The 14,609-nt window shown below is 35.5% G+C and carries 8 protein-coding genes; all 8 read right to left on the bottom strand.

The window, feature by feature from the left end; genetic code table 11:
* Positions 1-19: 19 nt before the first annotated feature.
* Positions 20-931, bottom strand: a complete 912-nt coding sequence (locus BN1354_RS02035) for a glycoside hydrolase family 16 protein (protein ID WP_053826087.1) — start codon at positions 929-931, stop codon at positions 20-22.
* Between the two features lie 74 nt (positions 932-1,005).
* Positions 1,006-1,881 (bottom strand): creatininase family protein, encoded by an 876-nt coding sequence (locus tag BN1354_RS02030; protein WP_074010716.1) that lies wholly within the window; start codon positions 1,879-1,881, stop codon positions 1,006-1,008.
* A 29-nt stretch (positions 1,882-1,910) separates the two neighbouring features.
* Positions 1,911-3,455 (bottom strand): family 10 glycosylhydrolase, encoded by a 1,545-nt coding sequence (locus BN1354_RS02025; protein WP_053826085.1) that lies wholly within the window; start codon positions 3,453-3,455, stop codon positions 1,911-1,913.
* A 106-nt stretch (positions 3,456-3,561) separates the two neighbouring features.
* Positions 3,562-4,758 (bottom strand): DUF5009 domain-containing protein, encoded by a 1,197-nt coding sequence (locus BN1354_RS02020; protein ID WP_053826084.1) that lies wholly within the window; start codon positions 4,756-4,758, stop codon positions 3,562-3,564.
* 130 nt (positions 4,759-4,888) lie between these two features.
* Entirely contained in the window at positions 4,889-8,533 is a 3,645-nt protein-coding gene (locus BN1354_RS02015; protein ID WP_082331517.1) for a glycosyl hydrolase 2 galactose-binding domain-containing protein, read from the bottom strand.
* 14 nt (positions 8,534-8,547) lie between these two features.
* Entirely contained in the window at positions 8,548-9,687 is a 1,140-nt protein-coding gene (locus tag BN1354_RS02010) for an alkaline phosphatase (protein WP_053826082.1), read from the bottom strand.
* Between the two features lie 88 nt (positions 9,688-9,775).
* Positions 9,776-11,458 carry a RagB/SusD family nutrient uptake outer membrane protein gene (locus tag BN1354_RS02005; RefSeq protein ID WP_074010698.1) on the bottom strand — a complete coding sequence of 561 codons (1,683 nt, stop codon included), beginning with the start codon at positions 11,456-11,458 and terminating at the stop codon, positions 9,776-9,778.
* A gap of 13 nt (positions 11,459-11,471) precedes the next feature.
* Positions 11,472-14,594, bottom strand: a complete 3,123-nt coding sequence (locus tag BN1354_RS02000; RefSeq protein ID WP_053826080.1) for a SusC/RagA family TonB-linked outer membrane protein — start codon at positions 14,592-14,594, stop codon at positions 11,472-11,474.
* Between the last annotated feature and the right edge of the window lie 15 nt (positions 14,595-14,609).

The raw sequence follows: 14,609 nt of genomic DNA, 5'->3' as shown, positions 1-14,609 counted from the left end.
CTTTCTAATTTATAAATTGTTACTCCATTGGTTTATAAAGCATCCAGTCTACTTCCAATTCAAAAGGATAAATTGGTTTCTCAATAGAACTTGGATTTGTATGTACCGGCCAATTATTAGTATGCCAAAAATTCATTCTATAGCGTGTATGTGTGTTCGGTATTCCAATATCTGACCCTTGATAATTCCATAATACAACTGTATCTGATGTTATAGGATGTATCATCCACCATCTGATATGGTCTGGATGCCAGTCAAACCCATAAGTATAAAATTGAGAAGAAGCATCATAGTTTTCTATAGGATCAATCTGCTCAGGTTGATTTTGATCACCTGTAAAATTCATCCTATCACTACCGTCACGTTTTCTGTATGATGAATCATAAATTATACCTTCAGCCAAATTTATAGTACGCCCTATTCTTTGTGAGTTATCTCTTTGTCCTGTCCATGTTCCTATATAAATAACTCTAGGATCAGATATTAGCCACTCAAAATCCACTTCACTTTGTCCATAAATACTATCTACTCTATATGTAAAATAACCTACTACCGCACCAACATTTGGTTGAATATTTTTTGGATCAGGAATTTTTAGCCTTGCTGCATATGTACCATATGAAGTGAATTTTTTTGATATTATTTCAGGTCCTTTTCCTGCACCAGCTGCATCTTCAGGATCAATCTTAAATGAGAGCACTTTAGTATCAGTCTCCGATGAAGATGACACGCCCATTTTCCATGTAAAATCAGCACCTTTACCTCCAGTTCCATGTCTAAAAAAGTTGGAAACAGTATCACTGAAGTTCTCAATAAATTCTCCATGAAACTCACTTTCATTATCAACCAGTTGCTCCCTGTTTTTTATAGTGCAACTAGCTAACAGTGAAATCAAAAATACACATGCAATAATTTTATAACTATCTATCATTCCACATTGATTTTTTGTAAACAACCTAATTGAGATTTATTCTATTTAAACAATATAATACCTATCCATTGATTTTATTGCTCTGTTTCCAGTGGATTTTCTGCTTCTATAAAAAATCTCTCCTGAAGTTCAGGAACATTATTATCAGCTTTGATTGCACGAATAGTCTCTACAAACTGATCTACTACACTATTAAGAATTAACTCACCTGCTTCTGCATTAGCTTTTGACCCATCACCGGAATAGTGATTTGGATAACTTGCATACCACCATATACCGGTGTAAACATTTTTTAAATTATTAATACGATCCAAATCAACTCCTGATTGTAACCCAGCTCTTTCTGTATGAACTAAATCAGGTACAATAGCTTTCACCATTGATGTTTCTCTATTACCTGCATGTTGATCATATGGATCATTCTGAGTCATTTCTACTGCCTTTTTTATTACCTCTCTATCATACGCGGGCCTGAACCAATAGAGTGAATAGTTCCTCTTTTCTGATAATTGAGCCATTCCAAAATATTCCAAAAATGCATTATTACCACCATGCCCATTCACTATAATAATTTTGTCAAACCCGTTTCTATTAAGCTCATCCAATGTCTCTTGCAATACCTTCCAAATAATCTCAGGAGAATATGCAATTGTACCCGGTTGATGTCTTGCTTCATTAATCTGACTAAAATAGTACCATGGGAAAACTACTGTATACTCTTTTTCGGCTGCTCTTAATGCCATTTCTCTAGCAGTATAAAGGTCGGTTCCAAGTGGCATGTGTGGACCATGTTTTTCAAAAACACCAATTGGAAGGATAGCGGTTTTAGAGCTTTTTTCAACAGCAGTTACGAAATCAATAGCAGTAAGTTCTTCCATTTTATAGGATAATTCCTGTGCTTGTAAAACAGTTACTGCCAGTAGTGCAAAAGTTACTAATAAATTCTTCATAATAATCATTTTTAGTTCTATATATTGATTTAAATTAGTTCTATATTCCAACCTGAGAGTATTCCTCCGTAGAAATAAAAGGTTACATTAAATGTTCTTTCATTTGCATCATCATAAACACTATACTTTTGAGTCACTCCATACTCATCTATTAACTGATACTCTCTCAAATTAGTATTTATAAGAGTTATATCCTCATTAAACTTATACATAACACTCTCCAAATCAGATCTATACTTTTCATTCCTCTCTGACTGCTGAATAAGGTTATTCAAATAGTCATAAGTGTTATTTACTTGCATAGCATCATGGGCAATTCTTCTCACTTCATTCCAATCAGCTATATTAATCTCATTACTTTTAAATGTATTTTCCAAACTCAAGAGAGCCTTCATTCTGAAATCTATAGCACCCATTATACCATCTTTTTCAAAGGGATTACTATTTGCTTCTGATTTTATAATTGATGAGCTGAACTTTTTTGAATTATTACCTAAGGCTCTGATACTATCTGTATAAACCTTGAAACGAGACCGCACCTCAGGTGATCGTAAATTATTGATCGTGAAAATAGACACCCCTTCCGCTCCATTATTGAAAGCAGCATCCATACACTCAAACATTAATAAACTATTTGTTGCTGTCATTCCGCAGAAGAGAGTAGTATTAGGATTTTTCTGATTTCTATTCTCTATCATACAATCTTCTATAAAACTCACATCTCCTGTATAAAAGTTATGATACACCATAGGGAAAACAATATCCAGATTCCACTTGCCCCAGTCCTGACGAACCATCTGTCTTGACATTGCAGGAGTTGGGAAAGGAGATGCTGCCATTACTTTACCATACGAATGAACTAAGTCTGCTATTTCATTTGCAACCTCAGTAATTTGATCACACCTGAATTGCAGCCAGTTTTCATCTATAGAAGGGTCTTCCAGTTCTCTAGGATCATAACCATACCTTTCATTGAAAATACTTATCATTTCGGGGTGGTAACCATAATCCCATTCTGGGTATTCACGATCTTGCTGAATTCCATAACGAGGCCAAAGTGTAGTGGGTAAAACAACATCTACAAAACGATGGTAATCGATTGCAATACCATTTAAACCATCAATTTCACAATATTCGATTATTTTCTTTTTGATATACTCTCTAACTTCAGGCAGTGCCGGACAAAGAAATTTATAATAATCTACATATGCTTTTGTATCTGCCAAACTTTCGCCTTTTCTATTTACACTAAACCATTCAGGATGTTGTTCAAGTATCAGATCTCTATCATGTTCCAAATTCATAGTCCATAACCATGCATATACCTCTATGCCATATTTCTCAGCAATAGTAATTGCTTCACGATAATCTTCAGGAGTAGGAGCATTCAGTAGCACACCATCTAAACCGGTTTCACACATTATTGCACATATAGAATCAAAATTCATTCCAGTACGATAATCCAACCAGGTCCAAAACATAGGATAGTCTCTATCCTGCTCTTGTCGAGAAATACAAGAATTTAATAGGATCCAAGAGGCAACTATAATAATTATAAATTTAAAATTATTCATAAATTGTAATATTAAGAAGATATTATGGTATTATTAATGGTATTATGTTATAACTATACTTGTTTTAATAATATGATATTATATGTTGGTATAAAGATAATAAAAATTATACTTTTATCTTAATTTTATAACGCTCCATTAATGCTGTAATTCCTATACATAAAAAGGCAAAAAATGCACATTTAATAAGTCCGGGTATACCTTCTTTCATCCATTCAGGTAATGAAATATTCATAAATCCATAAATTACACTATATAGAATATACGGCATCAAATAACAAGTTAATGTAGCAGTGCCCGCAGTTTTAATAATTCTAAACCATGAGGCTTTTCCTTTGGAAACAATATAACTGATTAGACTATATGAGCCAATTGCAATTGCTATACAGTATAATACCCATGGCAGTGTACCTCTATTTTTTGAAATGATCCAAAAATTATTTGAAATAATCGCAGCCAGTAAAAAAATTGTTACTGTCGACAAGACAAATAATAATTTCTTATTGAAGTTAAAATGTGAATATTTAACTATTAAAACTGAAAACAGCGTTCCACCCATAGTAAATGATACATTTGCACCTGTTCCGAGGTTAAAAATATTGAGCAAACTATTAACAAAACTCTCCCTTGGAATTAAATTACTACTCTTTATCAGGCACAATACAATGAATCCCAAAAAGAACAAGAGGATTTTAAATGCATTATCACGAACCAAAAGATATATAAAGCTACATACAAAGTAGGTCCATCCTATTAATCCCAAAATACCCCACCACCTTGTCTGCATGATTCCACCATTAGAGTCTCTAAATATAAAGGCTAAGAAAATTAACGATATAACACCAATAATTTGAAAGGTGACATATAAATATCGAATAGGTTTTTTAGTTTTTGGGTATATATTCCAAATCATCAGAAAAGATAAAACCATTAATACTCTAAAAATATCTCGGCTAATCCCAAAACTGTTTGTAAACCCATATTCAGTATTAACAGTAAAAACACCCATTATAAGTAAAGCAAATGTACGGGTTAAAATATGCAAGATTGTACTTGATTCAGAATATCCCTTTTCAGACCTGCTTTCAATAGCGTAAGGGATTGACATGCCCATTACAAAAAGAAATAGTGGAAACACCACATCGGCTAATCCAAGAAAATCCTCGTTTGTATTAGCATGCTGCATCCATTTAGGTACACCATCAACAGTCCAGAAGTCATTAACAAAAATCATTAATAACATTGTTGATGCTCTTAAAATGTCAATAACCTCATTACGTTGAGTAAATTTCAGTCTTTCCATTTTTCAACAATTACCACAAATACCTTCAATTAAATCATTGCAAATAAAAACATTTAACATTGTTGCAGTAAACTGCAACAATGTTAAATAAAAAAATGAACCCAAGTACTATTTATGTAAAAAGTTATTCCTAGTTACCATATGAGTAAATCTCTATTGCTGATAAACTAAAGGCTGTTGAAGCATCTTCTTGTTCAATACCACTTGCACTCTGTCCAAATACCCCTCCGGCACTTTGCCTCTCAGTCATTCCAACAGCTGGTGAAATTCCCAACAAGCCAGATGGAATAATTTTAACATAGCGCCCTTCAACTTGATCAGGCAGAATAATGTTTGTCATAATAGAACCCATACTATTGTCATAATCTGCAATGGCAGTATATAAATTGTTATCATTACTAACTTCAATTCTTATATGATTAGGTCTTCCACGCAAGTTATTTCTTTGATTCCACCTCAACATTAATCTGTCAAATCTCTGAACACTTTCCAAATCAACAATAAAAGCCCCATCATCGGCAGTCAACAAAGCAAAGGTGTTCATATCAGAGTCAATAAAAGTCTTTCCTTTATCAGCGTTAATCTGACCATTCTCAACAATTGCAGTAGCATTTGCAGAATTCACACCTCCAAATACAGGTTTACCTCTTGCAATATTGTTAGAACCACCCACTGGTACGTTATTGTATATATTGGTAGCTGCACGTGAATCACTTCCTTTAACAACATTGTTATAACAATTCACTTTTACAAATGCATCAACTGAAAGATCTGAACGATTGTATGTTATATTAACTTCTCGACTTTCTCCGGGAAACAATGTAAAAAGATTATCATCATAGAAAACAGGTGCGACAAGAGTTTTATTATCGCTATCTGAGTAAGCCCTTAACTCTACAGCATAAGCAATTTTGTCAGTTGGATTATTAATCCTGTATGTAAGGACATTCTTATTTCCACTTTTTTTGCTTGCTACCTTTGATATCTCCAAATCCACTTCAGGTAATTGATTAAGTTGAGTAAGATCACCAACCTGATATGTACCAGATCTGTTCCAGGCATGGCTGGCTCCTGCTATGTCATTTCTCTTTGGTACCGCATATGAATTAACACTTAATACCACTCCATTGCTATCTTTTAATTCTAAACGAATGAAATATACATCTGATGCAGGTTCAATTAAAGATGACTTAATTTCATCATTATCCCAAAGATCAATTACACCAAAAGCATCTGTTATATTCCCGAATACATTAATCTTATATGGCTCATATTCACCGGAAGAGTTTTTGACTAATCCAGTTGTCCTCGAACTTAATCTGTTTTCTCCGGATTTAGCATAATCAATCGCCTTAGATGCTCCATCAGACAAAATATCAACAGTCTTTTCAAGAGGTGTACTAATTAGTTTTCCATCTATATTGTATACTGACATTGTAGCAACAGCAGCATTATATTCAATTGGAGTATTATTGATTATATGAACTCCTTTTTGATACAGATTGTACATTATATGAACCGGTTCATTACCTTTTCTTGCTCCATATGTTGTACCATTAGGGTTTAAATAAAAATCAAATTGATTCCAGAACATTATAGGCCATGCGTTATTTAACATCCAGTTAATAATACCTGTGGTATTTTTATACCTATTATAGTTAAATGCCTCATATTGTGCCCTCTGCTGCTCATATTGGTAAATCTGTGCCCTGGCAACAAATTCATCAAAACTGTTTGAAGCACCGTAAGACCCATCTATAAACAATACATGCTGACCTAAATTATTGAAACTTCCCCTACATGTATGATAGTTCCATACGTTATAATTCTCTTCTGAATTATATGGCCATAGATTTGATTCGGGTAATATTTTTTTAATGGTCTCCTGTACCGGAATACTCCCACCACCTCCACCTTCAGAGACGAAACCATAAATCCCTCGAGGCTCGAAGAAATACCAGGTAGGCGACTGACTATCATAAGTTGCATCCATATGCATACCTCCAGTTAATCCTGTAAGAGTTGCAACTTTAGAAGAACCACTACTAGTAATAGCTCCAATCTCCAGCCACCTTAGATTAGCCTCAATTTCGAAATATTTCTGTTCAACATTCTGACCATTTACTCCCTGACGAGCTATACTTGGTGGATCATCGCTACCGTTAAACCACATGAACATACATGGATGCTGACGAGCATTTCTTAATTGTGCATACAGCGATTCAAAAGCAACAAATCTTTCTGCCTTAGAGAAGGAGCCAGGACTTTGCCATCTGTCACAACAACACCAGCCGGTCATTAACAGGATACCATTTTCATCCATTAGATCAAGTAAATTATTATCGAAAAACTTACCTTCATCTCTGATCATATTCATACCCATATACTTGACGTATTCTACTACAGCCTCGTTTGTTTTCAAATTGTGACGAAGAAGTAAATCAGTAGCACAATAGCCACCACCCTTAAGCAATATTGGTCTGTGATTTACATAAATCTGCAGCATATTGGAAAGATGCGATGCAGAAATAGAATCAGAAAAATTATTAGCATAAGGTGAGACATTAAACTCAGAATTTATTTCACGAATACCGAAACGATGATGAAATTTGTCGCTTAACTCTCCATCGGCAAAAAACTCATAATCTACTGTATATAAAGGCTGATCACCCGACAGATAAGGCCACCATAAACGTGGATCAGCAATATTTAGTTCCTGATAAACCGATGCATGCAATTCAATCTCTTTATTATATGCATCACCAGCTACATTTATACCATCTTTTTCTATTGTTGCAACAATATTTCCATCAGGATCTTTAATTGTTGCCTTTAACTTACCAGTCACAGCAGTAGATGTAAAGTTGCTTACATCGACATATAAATTCAGATTAGCCTGTTTATGATCTAAGCTCACTTTTGATACAACAGCAGGATTAGACAGTCTTGCACTGCCCGAAGAGTGCAAAAGCACTTCCCCAGTTAGCCCCATCATTGAATCAGCAGGTTTAGGATTCCAGTCAACCCAATAATAAGTTAAATCGTCTCTATAGTAAGGTTTGGTAACCTTTACTTTGATATTGTTTTTTGATTTACCGGTTTCAATCAGATCAGTAATATCAATATCATAAGTACGCATTGTACCTATAAACTTCGACTTGTAATCTTCAAAATCCGAAACTCCTGTAAGACTTCCAGCCCCTTCAGTTTCATAGTCAGTAATTTCAGCTTCCGGATCTATTAAAGTAGGTCCATTCTTCAGAAAGTCCTCATCCGTAATATTTATATATTTGTTTACTACTTTCGTACCATTTACATAAATTTCACCAATATAACTTATGCCTCTGAACGTAATGGTTATTCTTCTTCCTGCTTCACTCGATGGAACAGTAAAATCAGTTGAATACCACCACTGATTATCAAAATCATCTTCCGGAATTTTGGATAAATTACTGCCAAAATATTCATTTATTTCTCCATCATTATCAGGTTCAAATAGATAATCATAAATACCGTTATCCACAAGGTTGCCTAATACAGTTCCGGGTACAACTGCTTGTATCCAATCTTCAGTAGGATAATCAGCAGATTTTACAATTTCATCCGAATCAGAAATAGCAATTTCTTTTAATGCTGGCGTCTTTGCAGTTATAGCCGGAGCAATTTTCCAGTCTGTCAAACGCAAAGAGAAAGGCTTCTCTTTTTGCGAACATCCCAAGAATGTCATTGATAACAACAAGAGAGCCAAACTCTTTTTTAAAAAGTGATGATTCATGTTAATAAATTAAGTTATTCTTTTAGACGTAATACATTTAATATCTTAGAATAAAAAGATGTGTTTTCATTAATACCTGTAAAATTCTCTGCTCCGGGTCCATAAGCAAATACCGGAACCATTACACCTGTGTGACCTCTGGTGGTGAATCGTCCTGTCACTTCGCCTGTTTGCATATCACCACCGGTTAAAGTTAGCCCACCTGTCTCATGGTCAGCAGTCACAATCACCAATGTCCTCCCATCTTTTTCAGCAAACTCTAAAACTTTTCCTATTGTTCTATCAAAATCAAGCATCTCCTCTATAGTATATTGAATATCATTTTCATGACCTCCACCATCTATTTCAGATGCTTCAACCATTAAGAAGAATCCCTTTTTGTGATCATCCAGAATATTCAAAGTAACCTCAGTTGTCTCTTCAAGTTGATTTCCCCTTTCACTTACTCTGTTTTCTTTTAGAAAACCTGCCAGTTTACCCTCTTTTACTGATTTAATTGCCTCGATATTATCATAAACCTGATAACCTTTTTGGGATAATTCCTCCAAAAGATTTCTCTGATCCTCTCTATCAGTGAAATGTTCAATACCACCTCCTATAAATACATCTAATCCCGACGTTACGAACTGGCTTGCAATCTCAGGCATCATATCTCTCTTAGGAACATGTGCCACAAAATCTGCAGGTGTTGCATCAAGTATACTTGTAGTTACCACAACACCGGTTGCCAAACCATTCTGCTGAGCAATTTTCAAAACTGATGGTACTGGATTACCGTCTGCATCAACACCCACTGATGAATTATTTGTTTTCCTACCTATAGCAATCGCAGTTCCACCGGCACCCGAATCTGTAACATAACGGTTAGCTGACTGGGTTCTGGAAAATCCTACATGTTTAAAATTATCCAGATTCAGTTTACCCTTATTCGCAGTTGCACCAGCAAACAGTTGTGCAACTCCCATTCCATCACCAATCATTACGATTACATTCTTAGGTCTTTTAGATTTAAATTTGTGTGAATATGTTTCAACTTTATGAAATTGATCATTTTTGTATGTTGACTCTTTACCTTCAAAAACTTTTTGTTGACCAAAAGTTGTACCTATATATAAAAGTAATACAAATAACGAAGTAAATAATTTAACTTTCATGACGTTTAATTTTTGTGATTTTTATTTTTTTGTTTACTATCAAATCAAACCTCTTTGACTCTATCAAAAAGGTTTGATTCTTTATTGTTTATAATCCTGTAAATTCCACTTCAGGAGTTCCCCATCCAGGATTCTGAATAAGAACATTATTTGAAAGTCTGATCTGTGATTGAGGTATTGGGAAGAAACCTCTGGTTGCACGATAACGTGCACCGAAACCTATCTGATGTGTTATTACAGCATCAAGGGCAGTAGTCTTAATAGGCAAACCAATCTGTCCTTCCAACAAACTCTCAGCATCACCCCATCTTCTGATATCATTATAACGGGTATTTTCGAATGCAAGTTCAAAACGACGTTCATTTTTAAGTGCTTGTAATGTATAAGCACCAATCGGGTCTAAATTTGCACGACTTCTTACTCTATTAATACCAGTTGTAGTTTCTGTTAATTCAGAATGCATCAATAAAACATCTGCAAAACGTATATGAACCAAATCCTGGGTAAATGCACCTGTAGAGGTTGCTGATGAAACACTTAAGCCATACATAGGTACATTATATGAATGCTGATAAGTACCATCTTCAGTTCTGGAAGCAATTCCCATATATTTCTTTTGCCACCAACCGGTCTCTTCAGCCTGGTTATCACCACCCCACTGATACTGATCACCATATTCATCTGCATGCCAAATTGAAGCTGAACGGCGCATATCATTTGGTTCCAATTCTTCCCATTGCTGAACCATAACCGGACTGATAGGACCTGCTCCATAACCTCTTGTAAATGGGAATGGGAATTTACTTTCACCATGAGGACGTCGAACAGTCATAGCAAGACAAAGACCATTTCTGAATCCTGATCCATTTGCACATTTAGTTGCAAAAACCACCTCTTGGTTGCTTTCACCTGCCCAACGCAGACCCAGACCTTGTGTGTAATGATAATGCTCCACTGTAAACTCGTTAGTATATGGCCATAAATTACGATAATCAGGAACAAGGTCATGTCCGCTGTTTGCAATACAATCATCCAACCATGCAACTACCTGAGATTTTGTAATAGAACCGCCACCAGCAAGAGGCAATTCGGTTTTATTATAAAACCCTGTATAGAATAAAAATACCCTAGCCATAATCGCTTCTGCAGCCCATTTTGTTACACGACCTTTTTCATAAGATGAATATGGATCATTAGGGAACAGTTCAATGGCTTTTTTCAAGTCAAAAGCAATCTGGGCATAAACATCATCAACAGGTGCCTGTGGTTCGTTTCCTGACAATGAATTCAGAATTAATGGAACATTTTCAAAAAACTGCACCAAAGTAAAATAGTAATATCCCCTGAAGAAATGTACTTCACCGTAAGCGGTATTTTTTTGCTTATCGTTTTCCCATGGAATATTTTCAAATTTTTCCAAAGCTACATTTGCTCTGAAAATACCCTGATATCTGTTTGACCAGAAACCGAGGAAATAATCAGGACCATAATTCAATAATTTACTGGTAGCCTGCCAGTTGAAGTTATCTGTTCCACCTCCACCAAAGCGCTCATCAGATGCCAGTTCATTAAAGAAGAATGATGAATTATCGTATGAACTTATTTCTTCATTTAAAGTGTTGTAAACTCCCACTACGAGTTGATTAGCTTCCTCAACTGTCAAAGGGAAACTGTTATCATCCTGCTTTGTATAGTTTTTGTTGTCCAGAAAATCCTCGCAACTCCACATTAAAGAAGTGATTGCTACTAAAAATATTATTAACTTTTTCATAATTGTTTAACGATTAAAATTTAACATTGAGGCCAAAAATCAGTGTCTTTGCACTTGGATAGAAACCTATATCAATACCAGATGCCCAACTTGTCTGTCCATAACCAACTTCAGGATCCAAACCAGAATAACCTGTAATTGTAAAGAAGTTCTGTGCAGTCATGAATAAACGTATCTGAGAAAATTGCTGACCTTTCAGTAATCTTGCAAAATCATATCCTAATGTAATATTTTGAATTTTAACATAATCTGCATCTTCGATATATAGATCAGAGATATAGTTACGATTTGCATGAGGGTTATACGTTAACCTAGGTATTCTATTTGAAGTACCTGGTCCTGTCCATCTGTCATAAGCGTCAAGGGTGAAGTTTTCTTCAGGACGGTCTGCCCAGCGTCTGTAAGTTTTCATTATCTGGTGACCAAAAGCACCTGTAGCACTTACAGATAAATCGAAACCTTTATATCCAACATAAAAATTCATACCTGTTATGAAATCCGGTCTTGGATCACCAATCATAGTCTTGTCATCATTATCGATAGCTCCGTCATTATTCCTGTCAACAAAAATCACATCACCAGGTTGTGCTCCACTTAATTTTGCTTTTGCAGCTTCTATCTCAGCCTCAGTCTGGAAAATACCTGCAGTTTCGAAACCATAGAAATAACCAATCGGATAACCTACCTGTACACGATTAATAATATCTGTTGTTGCCATCAGTACTCCTGAACTGCCGTTAATTATTCCCTCCTCATTTGCAATATGTGTTACCTCATTTTTATTGTAAGTTAAGTTGAAGCTTGCACCATAATTGAAATCTTTGTTGATTCTGTCATTCCAGTTTAATCCAAGCTCAACCCCTCTGTTTCTTATATCACCACCATTTATATATGGTGCACCCGTTCCTATTGATGCCAATATTGGAGCTCTTACTAACCAGTCTTTGGTTGTTTTATTGTACCAGTCCAATGCTACAGCCAGACGACTCTTAAAGAAATAAGCGTCCAAACCAACGTTCAGCTGTTCAGATGTTTCCCATTTAATTTCAGGATTTGGAACCACATCTTTATAAGCTCCTGTTGTTCTTGTAGTCTTGGTATCTCCAAAATAGTAGTGCTTGCTTTGAGAAAATGTTCCAAGATACTGGAAGTTACTTACTCTGTTATTACCATTCTGTCCCCAACTAGCTCTTAATTTCAGATGTTGCAATGCTGAAGAGAACGATTCCATGAATGGTTCATTTGAAATTACCCAGCCGGCAGATACTGAAGGAAAGTAACCCCATCTGTTTCCACGGGCAAATGTTGAAGAACCATCTGCACGCATGATTACTGTAGCCAGATATTTTTCCTGGAAGTTATAATTAGCACGTCCGAAGAATGACTGCATCATTGATCTCTCATAAGGAGCACCACTTACAATTGTATTAACAGTAGTAGCAGCAGTGTTAGACAACCATGCATAATCCCAAAGACCAGGGAATGTAGATGTTCTGTTGTTTGCACTCATTGATTGACCAATACCCGATTTCTCCATTGAAGTACCAATAAGGAAATCCATATTATGATCATCTTCAAAAACAGTTGAGTAGCTTAATGTATTCTCCCATGTCCATCCCTGTTGAGAATTTGCACTCTGTTCCACATTATCAACCAATCTGATATCAGAAGCAACATTTATTGTTGGCTGATAGCTTCTATCTGCTCCTGCTGAAAAGTTATATCCAAATAAACTCCTGAATTTTAAGTCTTTAATTGGCTGTAAATCAATAAAAGTATTGAATCTTAAATTAAATCTTTGCTCTATATTATTTCCACGAGTATAAAGCATTGTTGCAATTGGATTACCTGCAGGACCATAGTGTGTCCAGTTATCAGCAACCTTATCTGCTTCAAGATAAAGATCACCATTACTATTATACATTGGCAATAAAGGAGTAACAGTCAATACGTTGCGAACATCATTTGAGTATTGGTTACCAATACCGATACCCTGAGTTTCATTATAACTGAATGAAAGGTTTTCACCAATCTTCAATACCTCCAAATCACCTTTTCTGAATGCAAGATGTGAAGAATTAACCCTTACTGTGTATCTCTCATCTTTAATGGGCACAGGATTACCAAGAACACCTTCATGTTTTGAATAAGTTCCACCAATTGTATAGGTTGACATACTATTACCTCCTGAAGCATTTAAAGCATGATTTACAACAGGAGCGTTATCATTAACCATTTCGTTAAACCAGTTAGTTCCTTTCCAGCTACCATTCATTATTAATGGATACTGTACAGGAATTCTCTGTTCCCAATTATGAGGAGCCAAACCACTATTAACACGTGATTCATCTATAAGCTCCATATACTGTTTGGCATCAGCAAGCTGAGGTCTTTTTGTTACATTCTGGATACCATAATATCCATCGTATGAGATAACAGTTTTACCTTCATTTCCCTGACGTGTGGTTATAAGTATTACACCATTTGCAGCACGTGCACCATAAATTGCAGCAGAAGCTGCATCTTTTAAAACGTCAATTGATTCAATATCAGAGGGATTTATAGTTGAAGGATTACCTCCGGGGACTCCATCAATTACATATAGAGGACTATAAGAATTTATGGTACCCATACCACGTATAACAACACTATATCCTTCTCCAGGCATACCCGAATTTTGTGAAATATTTACTCCCGGCATCTGACCCTGTAATGCAGCCATAATGTTTGTTCGATTCTGCTGAACCACATTATCACCGCTAACATGAACAGTTGCACCGGTAACAACAGCTTTCTTCATAGTTCCGTATCCAACAACCACAACCTCATCAAGTAGCTTCCTGTCTTCCAGTAAAACTATTGCAAAACTGGAATTGTTACCAATTCTATGTTCTTGTTGAATAAAACCTATTGAACTAAACACAAGTACATCATTCTCATTTACATCAGATAAATTAAGACTGAAAAGTCCGTCAATATCTGTAACCGTTCCGATAGTTGTACCTTTTACAATTACACTTACCCCCGGTAGTGGCAAATTTGCATCATCCACCACACTCCCTGTTATTAACCTGCCTTGTGCATACATTAACACTACGCTGGTTATAAATAGCACTGTTAGAATAATTCTTTTCATACTTAGCTTATAAAT

Origin of the sequence: Lascolabacillus massiliensis (assembly GCF_001282625.1) — a bacterium.
Lineage (GTDB): Bacteria > Bacteroidota > Bacteroidia > Bacteroidales > Dysgonomonadaceae > Proteiniphilum > Proteiniphilum massiliensis.
Note: the sequence above shows the minus strand (reverse complement) of the source record. Positions and strands in the feature narration are given on the sequence as shown.